General features: G+C 72.5%; 17 protein-coding genes. 5 read left to right on the top strand and 12 right to left on the bottom strand.

The features are described 5' to 3' along the window. The first annotated feature begins 50 nt into the window (after window positions 1-50). Window positions 51-3,032: a glycoside hydrolase family 2 TIM barrel-domain containing protein gene (locus STRVI_RS20145; protein WP_043236174.1), complete on the top strand. Its 2,982-nt coding sequence runs from the start codon at window positions 51-53 to the stop codon at window positions 3,030-3,032. Between the two features lie 35 nt (window positions 3,033-3,067). On the opposite strand, the gene STRVI_RS20140 is transcribed toward STRVI_RS20145, so the two are convergent. The 5 genes from STRVI_RS20140 to STRVI_RS53500 form a co-directional block, all read right to left on the bottom strand. Further along, window positions 3,068-4,087 (bottom strand): LLM class flavin-dependent oxidoreductase, encoded by a 1,020-nt coding sequence (locus STRVI_RS20140; RefSeq protein ID WP_014057522.1) that lies wholly within the window; start codon window positions 4,085-4,087, stop codon window positions 3,068-3,070. A 14-nt stretch (window positions 4,088-4,101) separates the two neighbouring features. Beyond that, window positions 4,102-4,641, bottom strand: coding sequence for a flavin reductase family protein (locus STRVI_RS20135; protein WP_014057521.1), 540 nt, complete (start codon window positions 4,639-4,641; stop codon window positions 4,102-4,104). 34 nt (window positions 4,642-4,675) lie between these two features. Next, a complete protein-coding gene (locus tag STRVI_RS20130; protein WP_014057520.1) occupies window positions 4,676-5,470 on the bottom strand; it encodes an alpha/beta hydrolase in 795 nt (264 codons plus the stop codon). Between the two features lie 74 nt (window positions 5,471-5,544). Next, window positions 5,545-6,780, bottom strand: a complete 1,236-nt coding sequence (locus tag STRVI_RS20125) for an acyl-CoA dehydrogenase family protein (protein ID WP_014057519.1) — start codon at window positions 6,778-6,780, stop codon at window positions 5,545-5,547. Window positions 6,781-7,235: 455 nt separating this feature from the next. After that, window positions 7,236-7,529 carry a hypothetical protein gene (locus tag STRVI_RS53500; RefSeq protein WP_043236171.1) on the bottom strand — a complete coding sequence of 98 codons (294 nt, stop codon included), beginning with the start codon at window positions 7,527-7,529 and terminating at the stop codon, window positions 7,236-7,238. Between the two features lie 334 nt (window positions 7,530-7,863). Between STRVI_RS53500 and STRVI_RS20115 the strand changes: the two genes are divergently transcribed. Next, window positions 7,864-8,622 (top strand): SDR family oxidoreductase, encoded by a 759-nt coding sequence (locus tag STRVI_RS20115; protein ID WP_014057518.1) that lies wholly within the window; start codon window positions 7,864-7,866, stop codon window positions 8,620-8,622. Between the two features lie 16 nt (window positions 8,623-8,638). Continuing rightward, window positions 8,639-9,304 (top strand): TetR/AcrR family transcriptional regulator, encoded by a 666-nt coding sequence (locus tag STRVI_RS20110; RefSeq protein ID WP_014057517.1) that lies wholly within the window; start codon window positions 8,639-8,641, stop codon window positions 9,302-9,304. A 229-nt stretch (window positions 9,305-9,533) separates the two neighbouring features. On the opposite strand, the gene STRVI_RS20105 is transcribed toward STRVI_RS20110, so the two are convergent. Then, window positions 9,534-10,106 (bottom strand): TetR/AcrR family transcriptional regulator, encoded by a 573-nt coding sequence (locus STRVI_RS20105; protein WP_014057516.1) that lies wholly within the window; start codon window positions 10,104-10,106, stop codon window positions 9,534-9,536. Between the two features lie 97 nt (window positions 10,107-10,203). Between STRVI_RS20105 and STRVI_RS20100 the strand changes: the two genes are divergently transcribed. After that, on the top strand, window positions 10,204-11,505 hold the full coding sequence (locus STRVI_RS20100) for an MFS transporter (protein WP_014057515.1): 1,302 nt from the start codon (window positions 10,204-10,206) through the stop codon (window positions 11,503-11,505). Window positions 11,506-11,548: 43 nt separating this feature from the next. Beyond that, window positions 11,549-12,349: an alpha/beta fold hydrolase gene (locus STRVI_RS20095; protein ID WP_014057514.1), complete on the top strand. Its 801-nt coding sequence runs from the start codon at window positions 11,549-11,551 to the stop codon at window positions 12,347-12,349. Between the two features lie 178 nt (window positions 12,350-12,527). Here STRVI_RS20095 and STRVI_RS20090 read toward each other — a convergent pair whose 3' ends face one another. The 6 genes from STRVI_RS20090 to STRVI_RS20065 all read right to left on the bottom strand — a co-directional run bounded on the left by STRVI_RS20090 (window position 12,528) and on the right by STRVI_RS20065 (window position 22,056). Then, on the bottom strand, window positions 12,528-15,659 hold the full coding sequence (locus tag STRVI_RS20090) for a discoidin domain-containing protein (protein ID WP_014057513.1): 3,132 nt from the start codon (window positions 15,657-15,659) through the stop codon (window positions 12,528-12,530). Between the two features lie 227 nt (window positions 15,660-15,886). After that, complete coding sequence (locus STRVI_RS20085) at window positions 15,887-16,855, bottom strand: acetylxylan esterase (RefSeq protein WP_014057512.1); 969 nt, start codon at window positions 16,853-16,855, stop codon at window positions 15,887-15,889. A gap of 68 nt (window positions 16,856-16,923) precedes the next feature. Further along, window positions 16,924-17,946 (bottom strand): hypothetical protein, encoded by a 1,023-nt coding sequence (locus tag STRVI_RS20080; protein WP_014057511.1) that lies wholly within the window; start codon window positions 17,944-17,946, stop codon window positions 16,924-16,926. A 139-nt stretch (window positions 17,947-18,085) separates the two neighbouring features. Continuing rightward, window positions 18,086-19,372 (bottom strand): TRAP transporter large permease subunit, encoded by a 1,287-nt coding sequence (locus STRVI_RS20075; protein WP_014057510.1) that lies wholly within the window; start codon window positions 19,370-19,372, stop codon window positions 18,086-18,088. Window positions 19,373-19,375: 3 nt separating this feature from the next. After that, entirely contained in the window at window positions 19,376-19,927 is a 552-nt protein-coding gene (locus STRVI_RS20070) for a hypothetical protein (RefSeq protein ID WP_014057509.1), read from the bottom strand. Further along, entirely contained in the window at window positions 19,924-22,056 is a 2,133-nt protein-coding gene (locus STRVI_RS20065; protein ID WP_014057508.1) for a hydantoinase/oxoprolinase family protein, read from the bottom strand. Before STRVI_RS20065 ends, STRVI_RS20070 begins: the two co-directional genes overlap by 4 nt. Window positions 22,057-22,105 lie beyond the last annotated feature (49 nt).

The following is a 22,105-nucleotide window of genomic DNA, read 5'->3' as shown; positions in this document are numbered from 1 at the left end:
CCCCGATGGACCCGCCTCCGTCGGACCCGCCTCCTCTAAATCCGCGCCCGATGGACCTGCGTCCCTGGGAGTCGCCCGAGCTCACCTCCTGGCGACGGCTGTCGATGCACGCCGTGGACCGCGGGGCGGGCGCTCTTTCGCTGGACGACGACCACTGGCGCTTCCAGTTGCTGCCCGCGCCGGAGGTGCCCCCGTCCGAGGACTGGCGGCATCTGAAGGTGCCCGGCGCCTGGACCACTCAGGACACCGACGACCTGCCGCAGTACACCAACTGGCGCATGCCCTGGCCCGACATCCCGCCGCACTCCCCCGCCGCCAACCCCACCGGCGTACACGAGCGCGACGTCGACATCCCGGCCGACTGGGCCGGGCGCCGCGTCATCCTGCACGTCGGCGCCGCGACCAGCGTGCTGATCGCCGAGGTGAACGGCCGGGCCGTGGGCATCGGCAAGGACTCGCACCTCGCGTCCGAGTTCGACATCACCGACGCGGTGCGGACCGGGGAGGCCAACACCGTACGGCTGACCGTGGTCAAGTGGTCCGACGCCTCGCATATCGAGGACCAGGACCACTGGTGGCACGGCGGCATCACCCGCCCCGTCCTCCTCTACGCCACCGATCCGCTGCATCTGGCCGACGTGAAGATCACCGCCCCCGCCGACGGACGGCTGCGCGTGGAGGTCCAGGTGCGCCACGCGGACGGGCCACTGCCCGCGGGCTGGCGCGTGTCCGGACACCTCGACGGGGTCGGCGAACTCACCCCCGACGAGGAGTACGCCGCCTGGTGTGTCCGGGAGGACCGGGTCTCGGACTTCCTCGGCGAGGCGCGCCTCCTCGCCACCGTGCCCGACGTACGCCGCTGGTCCGCCGAGACGCCCGAGCTGTACGGGCTCGACATCCGGCTGCACCGCCCCGACGGATCCATCGCCGACACCTCCCGCCACCGCGTGGGCTTCCGCACCGTCGAGATCGTGGGCAACGACCTGCTGATCAACGGCGAACGCGTCTTCATCCGGGGCGTCAACCGGCACGACTTCCACCCGCTCACCGGCCGCACCGTCACCCCGGGCGACATGCGTGCCGACCTGGAGACCATCAAGCGCTTCGGCTTCAACGCCGTTCGCACCGCGCACTACCCGAACGACCCCGCGCTGCTGGACCTCGCCGACGAGCTGGGCCTCTACCTCGTCGACGAGGCCGACATCGAAAGCCACGACCACGCCCACGAGATCGCCGACGACCCTCGCTATCTGGGCGCGTTCGTGGACCGGGTCTCGCGCATGGTCCTGCGGGACAAGAACCACGCGTGCGTCATCGTGTGGTCGCTGGGCAACGAGAGCGACTACGGCGCGAACCATGACGCGGCCGCGGGCTGGCTGCGCCGCTACGACCCGACCCGCCCGCTGCAGTACGAGGGGGCGGCCAAGACCGACTGGTCCGGGGCGGACATCGCCTCCGACATCCTCTGCCCGATGTACGCGTCGCTGGACGAGATCACCGCGCACGCCGCCTCCGGCGAGCAGACCAAGCCGCTCATCCTGTGCGAGTACTCGCACGCCATGGGCAACAGCAACGGCACCCTCGCCGACCACTGGGCGGCCATCGAGACCACCCCGGGTCTCCAGGGCGGCTTCATCTGGGAGTTCTGGGACCACGGCATCCTCCAGCGCCGGGCCACCGGCCGCCCCGCCGGCCCTGCCGCGTCCGGCGCCTACGCCCACGGGGTGGCGGCCGACGGCTACCGCTGGGCGTACGGCGGGGACTTCGGAGATGTGCCGAACGACGGCGCGTTCTGCGCGGACGGTCTGGTCTTCCCCGACCGCACCCCGAAACCCGCGATGTACGAGCACCGCGAGATCGCCGCCCCGCTGCGGCTGACCCGGAGCGATCCTGACCGCCCGCCGCGCGTCACCAACGCCCAGCACTTCCGCGATGTGTCCTGGCTGACGGCCGAGTGGCGGCTGTCCGTCGAGGACGGCGGCACCCGCACCGCCCCGGCCGTACTGCCCGACCTCCCGCCCAGGGCTTCGGCGGACCTGCCCCTGCCCCACGGGCTGCTGGCCGAACTGCCCGCCGCGGGCGCCGCCGGCGGCGGCGAGGCATGGCTGACGCTGTATGTGACCACGCGCCACGACGAACCCTGGGCGCCGCGCGGCACCGAGGTGTGCGCACCCCAGATCCAGATGCGCGAACGGTCCGCCCCGGCGCCGCTGGCGGCGGTGCCGGTGGCGATGCCCGTGGCGGTGCCCGTGGCGGTGTCCGGCCACTCCCCCGGCGTCGACGCGGAAGGGCTGATGCGCCATCCGCTGCTGACCTGCCCGCCCGCCTTGAGCCTGTGGCGGGCGCCCACCGACAACGACCTGCTGGGCGGCGCCGCGGACCACTGGCGCGCGCTGGGCCTCGACCGGCTCGTCCGCGAACCCGTCTCCGTCGACCGGACGGACGGCCGCGTCCGCGTGCGCTCCGTCTACCCGACCGGCGCCGGGCCCGTCGAGCACGAGCAGGTCTTCGGCCTCCTCAATGACGACGGCCTGCTGATCGAGGAGACCGCCGTCCTCCCCGAGGGGCTGACCGACGTCGCACGCGTGGGCACGGTCTTCGAGACGGTGGCCGGGCTGAACCACCTTCAGTGGTACGGCCAGGGCCCCTGGGAGACCTACCCGGACCGGCGGACGGGCGGCCCGGTGGGCCACCACCGGGCCCGCGTGGACAGCCTGTTCACCCCTTATCTGCGCCCCCAGGAGAGCGGCGGCCGGTCCGGCGTACGCCGCTTCGCGCTGCTGTCGGACACCGGCACCGGTCTCGGCGTGCGGCTGGACGCGCCCCGCCAGGTCTCGGTCACCCGGTACCGCGCGGCCGACCTCGCGGCCGCCTCCCACCACGACGAGCTGGCCCCCAGGCCGCGGTGCGTGGTCCATCTCGACGCCGCCCACCGTGGCCTCGGCACCGCGTCCTGCGGCCCGGACACGCTCCCGCGCTACCGGCTGGGCCCCGGCACATACCGCTGGTCATGGGTGCTGCGCCCGCTGTGACGCGCCCACGTCGGGCGGCGTGGGCGTGATGCGCGCTACGGGGCCGCCTGCCAGCCCAGCGCCGGGCCGAGCCGGGTGGCGATGTCCGTGAGGATCTGGACGTAGTCCTCGTGGTCGAAGGTGAAGGGCAGAGCGAACGCCACCTCGTCGACCTCCCGGAAGGCGGCATGGGAGGCAAGCCGTTCGGCGATCTCCTCGGAGGTGCCGACGAGATCGGGCGCGAACATCATCCGCGCCGGCCCCTGGGGCGTGGCCGTACGCGGCATGCGCTGCAGGGCGTACTGCTCATACTTCGCGCGCTGCCCCGGCGAGGCGGTGTCGGTGGGGATGACGACAAGCCCTTGGGAAACGCGGGCACGGTCGCCGTCGGGGTGGTGGGCGCGGAAGGTCCGTATGTGCGAGAGCTGGATCTCGGCGAAGTCCTCGGACTCCTCCGCCTTCACGACACTGCTGGTGAGCAGGTTCATTCCGTGCTCACCGGCCCACTGGGCCGACCGCAGGCTGCCACCGCCGTACCACATGCGGCGGCCGAGCCCCGGGGAGTGCGGCTGGACACGGTCGGAGAACACCTCGAAGCCCTCGACCCCGCTGAAGTCGGTGACCGGTTCGCCGCGTACGAAGTCCAGCAGTCGTCGCACCCGCTCGTGGCTGAAGTCCTCGAGATCGGCGGTGTCGGGGTAGAGCGCGCCCTTGACCTGGTCGTAGTGGTTCGGCGGACCGACACTGACGCCCGGGTTGAGGCGGCCCCGGGACAGGATGTCGACTGTCGCCAGGTCTTCGGCCAGCCGCAGCGGGTTCTCCCATCCCACGGGTATGACCGCGGTGCCCAGCTCGATGCGGCTGGTGCGCTGCGAAGCCGCCGCCAGCACGGCCATCGGGGAGGAGATGCCGTATTGCAGATGGCGGTGGCGCACCCAGGCGCTGTCGAAGCCCAGCCGCTCGCCCATCTCGATGATCCCCAGTGTCGACTCATGGCCCCGGTGAGGGTCGGCCCCGTCGAACAGCCCTATGGTCAGGAAACCCAGCTTCCGTAGGGGTTTCGAGGTCAGCGGCATGGTGCGGCTCCCTGTCACATGGCGGTCGACGACGTGAGGCTGACAGCGGTGGCGAACGCGCCGTCGTGGTGGACGAGGGCGGGGCCCTCGGCGGGACCGCCTCCGGACCGAACCTCGCCGATGACGAGGAAGTGGTCGCCGACCTCTTCACACCGGGTCACGCGGGCGGTGAGCCAGGCCGGTACTCCGTCGAGCACGGGGAGTCCGTCGCCCGCGTCCTGCCAGGAGACACCCGAGAAGCGGTCGGTGCCACTGCGGGCGAACCGCTCCGCGAGCGCGGCGTTGTGGGCGCCCAGCACATGGACGGCGAAACGGTCCGCGCGCTGGACGGCGCCGGCGGTCGAGGCGGTGGTGCCGAGGTAGAACGAGACCAGGGGCGGGTCGAGTGAGACGGAGGTGAACGAGGTCGCGGTGAACCCGGCGGGCCCCGGCACGGTGATGACCGTGACGCCGGCCGCGTGCCTGCGCAGGGTCCGGCGGAGTATGTCGCCCCCGTCGGCTCCGGTGAGGGCGGTCGCCGGTTCGGTGGCGGGGCGGTCGGTGGACACGGTCATGCTGATTCCCTTCCCGGAGAGCGGTGCCGGACGGTCAGGAATGTGCGGGGTGTGCGCCGGTTTCGAGGGTGAGGATCGGGCTCATCCCCCGGTCGGCGCGCAGGCGTTCCAGCCACAGCACGATGGTGGCTGCAGTGGTGCGGTGGGTGGCGTCGTTCAGCACGTCGTGCACGCCCTCGTGCAGTACGCCGAGGGTCGCGTGTGGCAGCCGTTCGGCCAGGCCGCGGGCCTGCTCCAGCGGAGAGATCGGGTCCGCCTCGCCATGCAGGACCAGGGCGGGGAGGTCGGGCCGGGTGTCGGGGAGCAGATGCGCCGGTACGGGGCCGAAGAGGCGACCTCGGACGAATTCCCGGTCGTCGGTGATCTTCTTGCGGTGGGTCGGGCAAGCGGTACGCGCCGCCAACTCGGTTTCCCAGTCGCAGACGTGGTCGCCGGCCGCGGATCCGGCGGCCGGCGCGGGCCCATGCGTCGTCGGCGCGGTCCCGGCGAGGATCAGGCCCGCCACCGCGAGCGGCGCATCGGTGTCGGCGGCCGTGTGCAGGGCCTGGAGGGCGCCGGTGTCGCTGCCGATGAGGACGAGCGGCGCGGCCGGGCGTTCACCCGCGGCCGCCGCCACCTTGGTCAGCACCTCTCGTGCCGTGTGCTCCGGGGCTGTATCGAGGGCGTGCACGACATAGCCGTCCGCCGCGAGTCGGCGGCCGAAGCGCTCGTATGTGCCGCCGTGTTCGCCGCGGCCGGGCAGGACGAGGAGGGTGCCCCGCGGCAGGATTCCGGTGGATGGCTGCCAGTTGTGCACCGTGGTGGCGGGCACGGTGGGTGCGGTGGTCATCGGGCCTCCCGGGTCTCGGTCATGCCGATGAACTCGACCGGCGATGCGGGTGATGGGGAGTCTGGAGCCATGGGTCAATCGCCTTTCGGGGCGGGCGGGTTGGACATGTCGGACGTGAACCGGCGGGCCAGTGCCGCGCGGCCGGTGGCGGTGAGGACGGAGTCGTCCTGCGGGGTGTGCACGCGGTTGCAGAGCACGTCCCGGTAATGCCGCTGGAGCGGGTTGGCGTGTGTGAGGCCGTGATTTCCGGTGAGCGTGAGGGCCTGGTCGACGGCGGTGATGGCGGCGCGGGTGCCGAGGACCTTGGCGACTCCCGCCTGTTCGACGGCCTCCGGATCGCCCGCGTCGACGCGGGCGGCGAGCGCGTCCACGAGTGTGTCGGCGCCGATGAGGGCCGTCTCGATCTCGCCGACGGCGCTCTGGAAGCGGGGCAGGGTCGCGAGCGGCGCGCCGAGGGCGGTGGGCACGCGCTCGTGGAGGAAGCCGGTCAGCCAGTCACGGGCGGCGCCCGCGACGCCGAGGTAGAGAGCGGTCAGGCCGAGGGCGTTCCAGGCCCCGGTCACCGGGTCGGGGCGGGCGCCCGGCGTGTCGCCGGGCTCGGTGAGGCCGATGACGTCGTCGGCGGGGACCGGTACGGAATCCAGGACGACGTCGTCGCTGCGGCTGGCCCGCAGACCGACGTGGTCCCAGGTCGGCTCCACGGTCAGCCCGGGGCTGCCCGTGCGGACGATGAAGGTGCCGACGCGTACGGGCTCCCCGTCGCCGGGTTCGGTGCGCGCGAAGACCAGCATGCGGCTGAGCCCGATCGCCCCCGTGGAGTAGATCTTCCGGCCCGTCAGCAGCCAGTGGCCGCCGTCGCGCCGCGCGGTGGTGGCGGGCAGCCCGCCGCGGACCGGGCTGCCGAGTTCCGGCTCGACGCGCAGGGCGTTGACCAGGGTTGGGCCCGCGGCCGACGCGGCGAGCAAGTCGCCGTAGACGGCGGCCGGCCAGGCGGGCGTACGGGCCTCGGCGGCGTGGACGAACAGGGTCATGGCCGCCACCAGGGCCACGGCCGGGTCCCCGGCGCCGAGGGCGCGCAGGATGCGGGCGGTGTCGGCGAGCCCGGCCCCGGGCCCGCCGTGCCGCGTGGCAACGGTGGCGGTGAGCAGCCCGGCTTCGTGGACCAGAGCGACCCCTTCGGTGGGGAAGGAGGCGTCGCGGTCGTGTGCGGGGGCGCGGACGGCCAGTGCCGCGGTGAGCGCGGGAAGCCGGTCGAGGTCCAGGGGCGGCAGGGCGGTGGGACGGTGGGTCCGGTTGGTGGTGGGGGTCACGGGGGTCTCCGGAGTGGCTGTCGCGTCGGCGGTCGTGGTCGTACGGGGTGCGGCGCCCGCGGTGGGTCGTACGGAGCGCGGCGCCGGCGGTGGTCCGGTCCCTGGGAGCGTGGTGATCGGCGCGGCGGACGCGGACCGTCACCGGCGAGGCCGCGGCCCGTCGCTGAACACCGCGCCTACGAACACCGCGCACGGCTCCGGGGACGGCCGGAGCAAGGCCGTCGATCCGGGGGCGGCTGATCACGCCCGGGCTCACGGGAGTCGAGGAGGAATCCCGGGCCGGGCCGGTGGCGGGAAGCGGTCACCTACAAGGTGCCGAGCGCTCCCAGGGACGGTGAAAATCGCCGCTCAGCGACAAAGAGCGCTGGCGGTGCGCAGGTAGTCCACGTAGCGGCAGAGCACGCCCGGATGCGTCGAGTGCATACCCCTTATGGTCGTGACCACGGAAGCCGCTGTCAATGGACACCTTTAGGTGTCTCATTGTGCGGAACCCCGGCGACCTGCACTTCCGTCAGCGCATCAGCGCTGACGAAACGGCTACCACCCGGCTCCCCGGATGATCCCCCTGCTACCCGGAGGGCACCCTCGGCGAGCGCCGCGCGCGCCCGCTCCTCGGAATCCGCGCCGTTGAACCCCAGCGCCACATCGGCCGGCACCCGCTTCCACGGCAGCAGCCGGGCGTCCTGGAAGACCGCCGACACATGGCCGGGCGCGCTCAGTTCGCCTTCGCCACCGGCATCGAAGTCCACGACGCCTGAGCCCGCCACCTGTCCTCGAACCACGACGGCCGGCTGATTCCGCAAAGCCCTGAGGGAACGGCCGCGTCCCGCCACCACCTCGCGACCTGCCCCCGAGCGTGGCCCAAGCGCAGGCGGGTGCGGGGCGCCGGAACGCCATGCACGTCCGAGGCCCGGGACGGAGAGCCGGCGCCCCCGGCGGGAGCGCCGCCTCCGACCAGTCCACGGTCCTCGCCTCCAGCTCCACCTCTCGTGCGCGCCCGGCCAGGCGCACGAATTTTGAGCGGAGCGCTCCGCTCCGATAGATTGAACGCGACACACTTCGTTCCGCCGACACGGAGGACACATGAAGGCGACAGGCAGGCCGACGGCTCTGGTGACCGGCGGCAGCCGGGGAATCGGCGCGGCGACTTCGCGTGAACTCGCGGCTCGCGGATACCGCGTGGCGGTCAACTACTTCTCGAACCGTGAGGCGGCCGACCAGGTGGTCAAGCTCATCGAGGCCGACGGCGGCGACGCCTTCGCCGTGCAGGCCGATGTGTACGACCCCGGCCAGGCAGCCGAACTGCTGAAGCGCGCCACCGTCGACGGACGCCTGGATGTCCTTGTCTGCAACGCCGGCGCCCGTTTCACCCCGACCCCCGTGCAGACCCTGCCCTGGGACGACTTCAAGAGGAAGGTGATGGACGAACTGGCGTCCGTCTACACCCTCACCCAGCAGGCCCTGGCGATCATGGGCGCGCGAGGGCAGGGACGGATCTTGTACGTCTCCAGCGCCGTGGCCGACGGTCCGCCCACCGCGGGCATGGCCGCCCATGGCACCGCCAAGGCCGCTCTGAACACCTTCGCCCGCTTCGTCGCCTACGAAGCCGGTCCACTCGGCATCAAGGTCAATGTTGTGGCGCCCGGCTTCGTGCGTACCGAGGCCAGCGCCGGCATGCCGCAGGAGTTCCAGCAGCGCCTGGTGGAGCGCACCCCGCTCGGACGGGTCGCGGAACCTGAGGACGTGGCCCGGGCGATCGCGATGCTCGTCGGTGACGACGCCGGCTTCGTCACCGGCTCGGTGCTCACCGTCGACGGTGGGCACGGGGTGGCCCGCCCGTAAGGGAGAATGCTGCGCCATGGGTGACACGCACGCTGCCAGACCGCGAGGCCGCCAACGTGAGGCGGACCGCAACGACGCCCGTCTCATGCAGGCCGCACGCGAAGTCTTCGCCGAGCGCGGCTGGGACGCCCCCGTCTCGGAGATCGCCCGTCGAGCGGGCATCGGCATGGGCAGTCTCTACCGCCGCTACCCCAGCAAGGAACTACTGGCCCAGCGCATGCGGCTCGCGGGCATGGAGCAGCTTGTCGCCCAGGCGCACACGGCACTCGCCGAAGAACCGGACGCATGGGCCGCCTTCGCCCGTTTCCTGCACGACGCGTTGGCGGCCCAGGGGTCAAGCGGTCCCCTTCTCCCACAGGTCGGCGGGCGGCTGCCGGCCACGAACGAAGTCGTGGCCGCCGCCGACCGGTTGCGGGCCGCGCTGGACGACCTGGTGGGAGGCGCGCACCGGGCCGGGGTGCTAAGTGCGGATTTCACCTCCGCCGACATCCCGTTGCTGCTCGAACATCTCGCTGCGCGGATTCCCGTCACCGGTGAGCGTGCCACTGCGCTCCACCTGCGCTACCTGGACCTGGTCCTCGCCGGACTGCGCACCCCGGCCGCCGATCGAGCCGCCATCCTGCCTGGACCGGCCCCGGACTGGGCGGAGCTCAGTGAGCTGTGGAACGCGCCTGGGGGGTGACAGTCCCACCGACGTCGGACTCCGCGGCGGGCAACGACGTCGTGTGCGGCAGTGCTCAGACAGCGGCGTGGCGGGGATCTGCCTCACCCAGGGTGCCCGTTGCAGAGAGGCCGGTCCGCTCAGTGAGCAGTGGGGAGACGTAGCCGACCACCCGCACACGCTCAGCACCGGCGCCGGGCCTTGGGCTGGGCGCCCTTCGCCTTCATCGGACACCGGGGTGTGGGTGTTGTCAGTCCGGCAGCAGGTTGGACACCAGGGTGCGTGTCCATTCGGGGGTCAGGGCCTGGTCGGTGAAGACCGCCCGGTAGTAGAGGGGGGCGATCACGGCGTCCGTGACGCGTTCGACGGTCGGGGTCTCATTGCCCCGGGCCTGTTCCCGTTCGAGCATGGCCTGGAGCTGTTGCCGGCGTTCTCCCGTGCATGCGCTGGCGCCTTGATCTCCGGCTGTGCCGATGGTGGCGCGCACCAGAGGGAGGGTGTCCGGGTCGTTGAGGTCCTTGGCGAGGCCGGATGCGTAGCGTTCCAGGTCCTCGCGGAGGCTTCCGGTGTCCGGCACCACGATATCGCCGGAGAAACGGCTGGTCGCGACGTCGGTGAGCAGCTCGCCGACGGAGCCCCAGCGGCGGTAGACCGTGGTGGCGTGCACGCCCGCGCGGGCGGCTACGACCGGGATCGTCAGCAGTTCGTCGCCCTCGTCGGTGAGCAGCTCCTCGACCGCCCGGTGGACCGCCGCGCGGATTCGGGCGGAGCGGCCGCCGGGCCGGCTGCCGGTGTGGGGCGGAGGGGCGGCGCGAGTCGACATGTGACCAGTATGGCATCGATCACTGCGTTTGAATGCAGCGATCAATGCGTTTACGGTAGCGTGAAGCCGCTAACGCATCGATCACTGCGAGAATCACATGTCTGCTCCACCTGCAGCCACCGCCGGACCGCCCGCCGGAGATCCGCACCGCGCACCGTGGAAGGGTGCCTTCCCCTACGTGGGCGCCATCCTCGTCCTCTTCCTGGCCGCTTCCAGCGCACCGTCCCCGCTCTACGCGATCTACCAGCAGCAATGGCATTTCACGGCGTGGGTGCTGTCCGTCGTCTTCGCCCTGTACGTGGTCGGCCTGCTGGGCTCCTTGCTCGTCGTCGGAGCGCTGTCGGACCATCTCGGCCGCCGGCCGGTACTCGCCGCGGCGATCGGGCTGGAGATGGTCGCGCTCGTCCTGTTCTCCTTCGCCGGGGACGTGTTCGTCCTGTCCGCCGCCCGGGTGCTGCAGGGCATCGCGACCGGGGCGGCGACGACCACGCTGAGCGCCACCCTCGTCGATCTCGAGCCGTCGCACGCCCGCGGGCGCGCAGGCGTCATCACCTCGGTGTCTCCCCTGACCGGGCTCGCTCTGGGTGCCCTCGGCAGCGGTGTGCTGGTGGAATTCGGCCCCGCCCCCACCCGGCTGGTCTACACGCTGCTGTTCGGCGCAATGGCGCTGGCGGCGGTGGTCGTCGCCCTCATGCCGGAGACGTCGCTCCGCCGGCCGGGAGCCGTCGCCTCCCTGCGCCCACGGGTCGCCATGCCCGCGCACCTGCGCGCGGACATCGTGCCGGTGGTGCCGGCGATGATCGCCAGTTGGGCCCTGGCCGGGATGTACCTCTCACTCGGCCCCTCCGTCGCGGCCGAGTTGCTGGGGCTGCGCAGCCATCTGATCGGCGGCGTCGTGGTGATGCTGCTGACGGGTACCGGAGCGCTCGCGGTCTTCCTGCTCCGCTCCCGTTCCGCGTCCTCGCTGCTGGCCCCCTCGTCCGCACTGCTCGGACTCGGCACCCTGATATCGCTTGCCGGGGTCGCCGATGACCTCGCCTGGCTTGCCGCTGTCGGCACCGTCGTTGCGGGTCTCGGCGTGGGCGCGTCGGCGCTGGCGACGTTCGGCACCTTCGCCCGGATCGCCAAGCCGCACGAGCGCAGCGAGGTCTTCGCCCTGGCGAACATCATCGCCTATCTGGGAAACAGCGTGCCCTCCGTCCTCGGCGGAATCGCGGTCACCGTCCTGGGAGTGAGGACCGCCACCGGGATCTACGCCCTGGCGATCGCGGTGATCGCCGCCGCCGCCCTCGTCCTGCGCCTGACCCAGATACGGGCGGAGCGCCGTGCCGCCATGGCCCCTGCGGCCAAGGCGCCCGCCGCCGCGGCGGCGCCGGCGACCGCCGTTTCATGCCACTGAACCGATACACCGTTTACCATCCGGAACAGAGCAAGGAGACACCGTGACGACCGCGAGCAGGACCAGGAAGCACCTCGAGGTTCAGCGATCGGACCACACGACGATCCGGTACACGGCCAGCGGTCCGGCCGGAGGGCCGACGCTGGCTCTCATCCACGGCTGGGCGTGCAACCGCGGCGACTACGACGCGGTGACCGACCATCTGCCCGAGGACTACCGCGTTCTCGCCATCGACCTCGCCGAGCATGGCGAGTCGCGGTCGACACGGGACGTCTGGACCATGGAAGAGTTCGCTCGCGACGTGGCGGCGGTACTGGAAGCCGAGTCGGTGGACACGTGCGTCGTGGCCGGGCACTCCCTCGGCGGGGCCGTCGCCGTCGAGGTCGGCCGGCTGCTCCCCGACACGGTCTCGCATGTGGTGGCACTCGACGCGCTGCACTATCTGTCCCTGTTCCCCGCGCTGAGCGAAGAGCAGACCGATGCGATGCTGGGCATGTTCCGTGAGGACTTCGCCGGAGGGGTGCACGGCCTCGTCGAGGCCGGTTCGCCGGCAGGGACCGACACAGCCCTCAAGGCTTCGTACTTCGAGAAGATGGTCGCGGTGCGGCAGCCCGCGGGTCTGCGTTCCATCGAGGGTCTGATGCGCTGGGACATGGACGCGGCGCTGCTCGCGACAGAGCAGCCGATCACCGTGTTCGCGATACGTGACCTGGTGACGCGGGAAGCGATCGACCGCTATGGGGACCGCTTCAACATCGTGCCCGTCGACCTGGGCAGCCACCACTTCCCGGTGGAGGCCCCCGAAGGCACGGCGGAGCTTCTGGCCGGCGTGGGAACCGAGTAGCAACGAGCTTGGTTCGGTTCCCGTCCAGGCCTTCCAGGGCGAAGGCCTGAATCGACTCACCACAGTGCTGCAGCGCATCGCCACCGATACCTGATGCCTTTGGCATGCGCACTTCAAGTGCCCGCCGGGCGAGCGACGGCGCGGTCGACGGCCGCACAGCCCGGCGGGCGCGGAGCGGTCAGCGCACCGTCAGGCGCCGCAGGCGTGAGACCGCCGCAGGCGACGGCCCGTCGATCTCGAGGCTGACGTAGCGGGCCGTCTCGGAGGCGGTCAGCCGGCGCACGCGGCCCCGGCCGGTGAGGGTCCCGGCGTCCCGGTAGGTGATCCCGTCCGTACTGAAGGCGACCTTCGCGCCCGGTACCGCGCCCGTCGTCCACTCGGTCTCCACCGAGCGGACCGGGCGGGCCGCGCCGAGGTCCACGACCATGCGGCCGCGGGTGCCCGGCGTCCACGCCGTGCGGGCGTCGCCGTCCACCGCCGCCGCGGGGTCGGACATGCCCTCCGGCAGCGGGCTCGTGGGGAACACGGTCCTGCCAAGTGCCAGGTCGTCGTACGGGTGGGCGGCCGCCCCTGCCAGGACGACGGTGATCGCCCGGCCCGCTCGGACGACGGCGACCTGGCTGCGCCCCTGGGCCCCGACGCGCAGGGTGCAGGAGGCCCCGGACAGGCGCACGGTCGCGCCGTCGACGACCTGGACCCGCAGCCCCGGCGGCAGGCGCCGGCTGGTGAGGGGGGTGAGCGTGAAGCGCGGGGGCAGTACGACCGCCGTGGCGGCGGGCAGCGCGGCCTCGAAGGACGTGCCGTCGGCGGTCAGCCTCTGCGTGCCCTCGAAGACCACCGTGTCCGTGCCGGTGCGCGGGATCGTGATCCGCGTTCTGACGGACTCGCCGGAGAGGTTGAACAGGGTCAGGTGCCCGTCCGTCAGCGTCGTGCGCACCTCGGTGTGCTCCGCCGTGGGTGCGGTCCCCCGGGCGATCGCGCGCAGCTTCCCGGCCGACGTGCCGGGGAAGCCCTCGACGAGGAGAGGTGCCGCCGGGCCGTCGCCGAGGACGATCGTGTCGTCGTAGACGCCGATCGGGTTGCGGCCGTTACGCACCACGAGCCCGGCGCGTCCCTCGACGTCGAGCCAGCCGCCGCGGCTGCTCACCGCCGGCCCCGGCCCGGTCGCCAGGTCCTTCCAGTCCCGGCCGTCCGTGGAACCCTGGACGCGGTAGGCGCGTCCTGCCGCCGATTCCCAGCGCAGGGTGACCCGGTCGATCCGGCGCTCGGCGCCGAGGTCGACGGCCAGCCAACTGTCGGCGCGCGGACGGTCGGCCCTCGACACCGCCCAGCGGGTGGCCGCGTCGCCGTCGACGGCGAGCGGCGCGCCCTTCCCGGCGTCGGCCGACGAGGCGGTGGCGGACCCGCCGCGCGCGAGGTCCGCGCCCTGGGCGCCGTCGCGCACCTCGAAGGCGTACAGCGAGTACCCGTAGGCCGGGTCGGGCCGCACGCCGAGCATGCGGACGTGGCGCACCGTCGTGGGGGTGAAGCCGAGGTCGTCGATCCGTCCGGCGGGTGTGCCGGTGGAGGTGTCGCGGGCGCGGACGGTCGCCTCGCCCTCCTCGAAGCGGTAGGTGCGCGCGCCGTCGAGCCCCGGCATGCCGGGCATCGTCAGGTTGTGCACCTCGAGGTGGCCCTCCGCGTCGGCGGTGCCGCTGCTCGCGTAGACGACGGCGCCCGTCGGGAGCGTCGCGAACCCGGCCCAGCCGCCGTCGAGGCGCAGAAGCGTCGCGCTGCCGTCGAAGCCGTCGCGCAGGGACTCGTATACCCGCACGGTACGGTCCTGGACCTTCGCGGCGGTGGCGGGCAGGAACATCGGGGTCGCGCCGCTGAGCCGGAACAGCCAGTCGTCGTGCCCCGGCTGCCAGGCGAACTTCACGAACCCGGGCTTCGTCACGGCACCGGCCCACGCGGTGCGCGACTGGTGCGACACCAGTCCGGGGCCGGTCCCGAAGTCGGTGACACCGGAGGCATGCGCGAACAGTTCCTCGCGCGAGAGCGCCTCGACGGGCCGCCCGGACGCCGCCGTCCACACATGCAGCAGGTAGCTGATCGCGATCTCGGCGCGTGCCTCCGGCTCGTACTTCGGCTCCCCCGAGAACTTCGCCAACCGGTGCTCGGGCGGGTACTGCTGGTACGCCTCCAGCCGCGACGCCAGCTCCCGCTCGGCGCGCGCCGCGGCCCGGTCGCGCATCACCTGGGAGAGGAAGGCGAGCGGGATGACGTCCCTGCCGTAGAGGTGTTCGCGGTCCTCGACCATCGGCATCAGCGGTTCGCCCGCGTCGCTCATGACGCCCAGCAGGGTGCGCCACAGCGGCTGGGCGTTCGGCTGCCGGGCGAGGACCTGCGGGAGGGGGCGTCCGGCGGCCAGGAAGTGCGCGGCGTTGCGGCCGGAGGTGCGCCACAGCTCCTCCTGGTAGTGCGGGCCGAAGGAGCCGTGGTTCTCGACGATGAAGGTGTCGTACAGGTTGCGGGCGGTGTTCCCGGAGACGGCGACGCCGTCCACGCGGGCGGGGTTGGCGAGGTCGGCGGGCGGCAGCCCCGCCTCGTTGCGCGACCAGATGCCGTACCACGTGGCCCAGTCGGCGGCGCGGCCGTCGTCGTGAGCCCATGCGAGCGCCGGTGCGAGGGTCTGCGCGTACAGGCCCATCTCTTCCAGCTTGGTGTCGCCGACGTGTCCGCCGCTCAGGCCGTTCGGCGTCCAGTCGCCCGAGGCGGGGTCGTCGCCGCTGCCCAACGACACGGTGTAGGCGGCCTGTTCGCGGACGATGGTCTCGACGTTCTGCCGCGTCGCGGTGTCGAGGTCCTTCCACAGCAGCCGGGCGGCGAGGACGAAGTACGACTGGAAGGTGGTGTCGAAGAAGAGCGTGCGGCCCCACTCGCCGCCGCCGGTGAGCCGGTTCGACGCGGCGAAGTGACGGATGGTGGCGAGCGTGCGCCGCTCGAGGGTCTCCCGGTCGGTGCCCGCACGCGCCGCGTCGTAGGTGCCGTGAGTGAGCAGGACCGCGTTGCCGAGGACCACGGCGAACCCGAAGTCCTTGGCCCGGTAGTGGCCCTGGGCCTGGTCCCACTGCGTCTCGGACCACCGGGTGTGGTCCAGGAGCACCCGCAGGTAGGTGGCCGCGACGGCGTCGGGCGGCGTATCCGTGCGGCCGGGCGCCGCCTGGGCGCTCGCGGCCGCGGTGAGCGGGGGCAGGGCGGCCAGCGCGCCCGTGAGACCGGCGAGGTGCAGGAACCGGCGGCGGTCGAAGGGCAGGGATGGATGCGACACGGGGCGATACCTCATAGGCTGGACAACGTTGTCAGAGGAGGGGTGCCGCACATTCTTCGGCGGTCCCGGTCCGCGCGTCAACGGGTGTGACGTCAGCCGTTCACCGGTTTTCCCGGGGGCCGTCCGTGCCGCCGGGGTGTTTCCGGGCAGGGCTCGCAGGCTGGTGGGGGCAGGGCCGCCCACCAGCCGTTTCGGGGGTCGTGCGGCGGTCCGGGCCGCCGCCCGGGTCACATCCGGGGCCTGAGCCACCTCAGCTTCGCCGCCGCCTGGTACGGCCCGCCGCCCTCGTGGCCGTTGAAGTCGTACACCTCGATGGACTTCTCCTCGTGGGCCCAGGCGTTGAAGGCCGCGAACACGGTGGAGGGCGGGCACGTCTGGTCCTCGAGGGCGGTGGAGAAGAGCGCGGGGGCCCGGCCGCGAGCGGCGAAGTGGACGCCGTCGAAGTAGGAGAGCGTGCGCAGCGCTTCCTCGGTACGACCGCGATGCGTGCGCAGGAACAGGCCGATCTCCCGGTACGGGCCCGAGTCCGTCAGGGTGACGGCGCGCGGGAAGTCGCACAGGAACGGCACGTCCGGGGCGACCGCCAGCAGATCGGGCACCAGCCCTCCCACCGCGATGGAGATCCCTCCACCCTGGCTCTCCCCGATGACCGCCGTACGGGAGGCGTCGGTGAGCGGATGCGTGCGGGCGGCCTCCACCGCCCGCACGGCATCGGTGAACACCCGCCGGTAGTAGTGGTTCTCCGGCGCGTCGATCCCGCGGGTCATGAATCCCGGGTAGGCGGGGGCGGCGCCCACCGGATCCGGAGTGCCTCCCCCGCCGCCCCAGCCGCTGCCCTGGCCACGGGTGTCCATCACGAAGTGCGCCCGGCCGGTGGACGCCCAGAGCAAGTGCTCGTGGGGCAGCCCCCGCCCGCCTCCGTACCCCACGAACTCCACGACGAGGGGCACCGGCTCGGCGACCTCCGCGGGCAGCGTCAGCCAGCCCTTGACCGGGTGACCGCCGAAGCCTGCGAACGTGGCGTCGTACACCCGCACGGTGGCAAGGCCCGTGTCGACGGGCTCGAAGCGGGCGTCGAGGTCGTGCTGCCGGGCCTCCGTCAGTGTGGCGGACCAGAACGCGTCGAAGTCGTCCGGTTCGGCGGAGGCGCTGCGGTAGCGGTGCAGCTGTTCGCGTGGAAGGTCGAAGAGCGCCATGCGGGACTGTCTTCCTCAGGAGGGCGGATGGTCAGGCGGTGCGTACCCGGTTCCGGCGAGGACCGTGTCTATCCGCGGGCCATGGCGATGGATCCGGCGAGGCGTTCGCCCGCCTCGTAGATCATGTACGGGACGCCGCCGTCCGTGCCGAAGGAGGGGGCGGCGGCCCGGCCGTTCTCGGGTGCCGATGAGCGGGAGTTGTAGAAGACGCCGAGGTGCTTGCGGAGCGAGAAGTCCTTGCCCACCTCGGTGATCATGATGTCGCCGCCGCTGGTCTTGTCCTTGTTGTAGACGACGAACGCGGAGCCGCCGCGGGTCAGCAGGTGCGGGCCGCCGACGTTGATCGCGCCGACGTCCGAGTGGCGCACCAGCGGCGTCTGGGCGAAGGTCCAGTTGCGGCCGTCCGCGGACCAGCCCCAGCCGATGTCCCGGTGGTCGGTGGTGTTGTTGGTCATGAAGAGCATGACGTAGTGGGCGCCGCGGGAGGGCAGGTCGTACTGGAACACCCGGGCGTAGGACGTCTCGGTGGTGCCGGCGGGCATCATGGACGTGTTCAGGACCACCTTGTCGTAGGTGAAGTGGATCCCGTTCTTCGAGCGGGCGAGGCGGGTGGTGGTGTTCTCGCCGTGGAAGTACAGCCAGAACTCCTTGACGTCCTCCTTCCACAGCACATGCGGCGAGGAGACGTGGCTGACCGAGTAGTGCGGGTCCCATCTGTTGGACACGATCGGGTTCGACGGGTACTCGGTGAACGGGCCCTCCAGGGAGTTTCCGTAGGCCAGGCAGATGCCGCCCGGCGCGTCGTGCGGCGCGTAGTAGAGGTAGTACCGGCCCAGGGGGTTGGCCAGCTTGTCGTAGACCCCGCGGATCGTGGGGAAGATGATCTCGCCCGTCGGGTTGTACTTCAGCTTCGACGGGGTGAGCAGCGTGCGGACGTAGGCGTAGTTCGGGAATCCACCGGGCGCGGCCGACGCGGACGGCGTGGCCGAGGCGGACGGTATGGCCAGCCCGCCGACGGTGAGCGCCGCGCCGGACACGGCGGTGGCGCGCAGGAACATACGGCGGTCGAGGCCGGATTGCGGCTCGGGCATGATCGGCTCCTTGGGTCGGATACTGCGGGATCGGTGGCTACGGGATTCGGTGGCCAGGGATTCGGTGGCCGGGGGTTCGGTGGCTACGGGGTGGGGTGGCCGCGCGGTTCGGTCGAGGCGTGGGGCGCCTCGGCTTCGGTCACAGCTCGGTGAAGGCGGTGACACACATGCCGCCGAAGGCCACGGCCCACACATACGGCAGGGTGCGCAGCATCACCTGGTGCGGGGAGACGCCCGCGTACTGGGCGCTCCACACGGTCTGGGTGCTGGTCGGGTCGGACACGCCGAAGACCTGGTTGTACGAGGCGGTCATGCCGAGGACGGCGACGGCCGGGTAGATGCCGGTGGCGACGAGGACGCCCGCGATGCCGGCGCCGAGGCCGAAGACGTTCAGCGGGCCGCGGAACAGGCACAGCGGCACCAGCAGGGTGAAGACGAGGATGAACAGGACGGTGTTCTGCGGGCTGACGGACTTGACGAGGGGCTGCAGGGCGTCGACGGCGCCGGGCAGCTTGACCGCGGCGAGCAGGATGCCGATCGCCACGAAGAGGGTGATGGGCGGGGCGGCCACCTCGAATCCGCCGTAGAGGGTGCGCAGCAGGCGGCGGTTCATCTCTCGCGGCCGGGTCGTCGTCACCAGCGCGTACAGCACGCCGCCGAGGAGTGAGGGGATGATGGCCACGTCCAGGCCGAGAGCGAGGGTGAGCGGGACCGCCGGGGTGAGCAGGGCGTACCAGGGGGCGTCGCCGAGCCGCCGGCGGCGGTCGCCGCGCGAGGGCCGGGCCTGCACCGACTTCAGGGACCAGGTGTGCTCGACGCCGCGGCGCCGGGACTCCACGAGGACGTAGGCGACGGCGGCCACCAGGGCGAACGGGAACAGCTTCACCATGAAGCCGCGCACCGTGTCGATGGGCAGGTCCAGGGCGGTGGAGAAGAACTGCCACACCGGCAGCTCGAACGGCACGCCCACGGCGATCCCCATGAGGACCGTGCCCGCCGCGGTCACCTCGGGGATGCCGACCGCGATCATCGCGGGGATACCGATCAGACCGGCGAGCATCGCGGCGGGCGCCGATCCGGTCACGGTGCCGACCACCGCGGACACGGCGAGCACGCCGAGCGCCACGAACACCGGCCGGTCGCCGCCGAATTCGACGATCTTACGGACCAGAGTGCCCGCGATACCGGTCTCCTCCAGGAGCTTGCCGAGCCACGAGCCCAGCAGGATCGCGATCATCGTGGCGGCGAGCGCGGGCGCCCCCTCCTGGAGCACCGTGTCGAGCACGCTGCCCTTGCCGGTGAGCGGCGCGTCCGCCAGGAACGCGATCACCACGGCGAGCAGCACCAGGGCGAACGCCGTGGGCAGCTTGCGGGTGAGCATGACGGCGACTCCCGCCGCCATGACGAGCAGAATGACGACACCCATCGATCAGTTCTCGCTTTCGCAGGACACGGCGGCGGCCAGCGCCTCCGTGAGCAGCAGAGGGCTGCGGCCCAGACCGCAGGCGGCGTGGGCGTAGGCGTGCGCGGCGACCTCGTCCGCGCCCGCGACGTACGCGTACAGGCGGCGCCGACCGAACCGCAGCGCCGTGTGGCCCAGCGCCCGCTTGAACTCGGCGCGCACCGCGGTGTGGTGGAGCCAGGCGTGCGCCTGCTCGTGGGCGAGGGCGGCGGCGCGCACCGACCCTTCCGGGAACCAGTGGCGCCAGCCGCGCTCGGCGACCAGCCGCTCGGCCCGTTCGACGGTGTCGGTGTACACCTCGACCACCGGCGGCCGGGACCGGTAGCGGGCCAGCAGCCCGGCGTCCAGTCCGCCGTCCCGCTCCACGACCCGCACGGTCTCAGCCCGCGGGGTCATCCGGCGGCCGAACTCCGTCGCCGCCACCGCCCAGTGGCGCAGCAGCACGGGATCACGGCCCTCGTGCGTGGGTGTCCCTCCGAGCAGGCGTACCGCGAGGTCCACGTCAAGGTCACCGCTCATGTCCGCGACTCCACGACGGCGACGACCGGCTCCCCGGCGCCGCGCGGACGCAGCTCGGCGCGGGCCAGGGCGAGCAGCGCCTCGGGCTCCAGGACCCCGGAGAGGTCCGCGATCCGGCCGCCCACCAGGAGCCGCACCGCCGGGGCCCGTATGCCTCCGTCACCGTAGGAGGTCGCGTCGCGGACCAGTGCGGCGAGCGCCTCGCCGGAGCCCTCCACCGTCATGGTCTCCACCCGCGCGTCCGCCGCGCCGAGCCGCACCACACCGTCCGCGTCCACCACCCGCACCGGATGGCGGTCCGTCCGCAACCGGCGCCGCACCTCGGTGCCGTACACCGTGTACGCGTCCGTCCCCGCCAGCGTCCGCACGCGGGTCTCGGGTGTCTTGAGGCTGGTGGCGGCGGCGCGCAGCCGCTCGTCGGCATCGGCTCGGTGCGCCCGGTCCTGGGTGCGCAGTTCGGTGGCGCCCGTCGCGACCGCCCGGACGGTGTTGGTCTGCGGGTCGACGGTCACCTCCACCTCGACGCCGTCGGCGGCGGCGCCCTGGGCGACGACCGCCCGCTCGGCCTCGGCGCGTACCGCGAGGATCTGTTCCTGGGTGGCGCCGGGCACGATGCGCTCGACCTGTTCGCGCACCAGCGCGAGCGCCACCCCGATGGGGCTGATGACCTCGCTGTGCCGGGCGATGCGTCCTTCGAGCCCGGTGGAGGCGGCCAGGTGCGGCGTCACCGCCGCCGCTCCCCCACCGCCGCCCACCAGGAGTGCGGTGTCCCGGTCCAGGCGGTAGTCGCGGATCATGGCGTCCACCACCGACCTGACCTGCTCCGTCCCCGCGTCGAGCACCGACCGCGCCGCACCGGCCACATCCGTGCCGAGTGTGGCGGCCAGCGGGGCGAGGGCGGTCCGCGCGACCTCCTGGTCGCTGCGTGCGAAGTCCTCCTCCCCGACCCGTCCGAGCGCGTTCGCCGCGCATGTCATCGTCACCGCGAACCGGCCGCCCGCGGCGTCGAGGACCACGTAGTCGTCCGGGTCACCGGCCATCGGCCGCACCATCGCCACCCGGGCGTCCCGCAGTTCCTCGAGCGAGGCGAAGCAGGCGTAGGGCAGGCCCGCGATGTGCGCGCTGCGCGGACCGACGCCGGCCACCTGCCCGCGGGAGACCCGCACCATGGAGCCGCCGCCGACCCCGACCGTACGGACGTCGAGGGCGCTCAGATACGAGGTCTTGCCGAGGATCGTCGCGTGGCGCACCGCCACCTTTCCCCGCCGCACCACGCTGATGTCGGTGGAGGTGCCGCCCGTCTCCAGGAACACGCCCTCGCTGACCCGCTCCTGCATCAGGGCTCCGGCGACGCCTGCCGCCGGGCCGGACAGGATCGTCAGCAGCGGGCGCCGGCGCATCTCGTCCAGCGACATCACGCCGCCGTCGCAACGCATCACCATCAGCGGCGCGGTCACCCCGGCCTTTGTGATGGACGCGTCCACCAGATCGGCCGTCGCCAGCATCCGCGGCAGGATCGCGGCGTTCACCACCGCCGTCCGGGTCCGCTTGTGCAGCCCGTACATCGAGGTGATCTCGTGGGCCGCGGCCAGCGGCAGCCCCGTGGGCCGCGCCACGTCGAGCACGGCCTGCTCGCCCTCGGGCCGGTCCACCCCGAACGGCTCCGTGGCGACGAGGACTTCGGCCCCCTCGGCCCGCACCCGCTCCACGGCCGCGCGCACCTCGGCCTGCGCGGACGGATCGGCCACATGCGCGTACACCAGCGGAAGCCGCTTGCCGGGGGTGAGTTCGAGCTTGCCGAAGGCGGCGAGCCGCCGGGTGATCACCGCGCCGGGCCCGTCACCGATCCCGATCAGCCCGACCGTGGCCACATCGCCCTCCAGCAGGGCGTTGGTGGCCTGGGTCGTGCCGTGCGCCAGGAACACGACGTCGCCCGCCGTCCGGTCGAGCTTCGCCAGGAGCTGTTCGAGCGCCTCGACGATGCCGTGGGCGACACCGTCCTCGTGGTGGTGGCTGGTGGGCACCTTCACCTGGCCCACCAGTGTGAGCGCGGCGGCGTCGACCGCCACGGCATCGGTGAACGTGCCACCCACGTCGATGCCGACGCGGATGCGGCGGTCTGGAGTCATGGCGGGCACCTCCTTGTGTGTTGACGTGCTTCGCGTGGTACGGGACGGG

Origin of the sequence: Streptomyces violaceusniger Tu 4113 (assembly GCF_000147815.2) — a bacterium.
GTDB lineage: Bacteria > Actinomycetota > Actinomycetes > Streptomycetales > Streptomycetaceae > Streptomyces > Streptomyces violaceusniger_A.
This window is presented reverse-complemented; position numbering and strand designations above follow the sequence as displayed.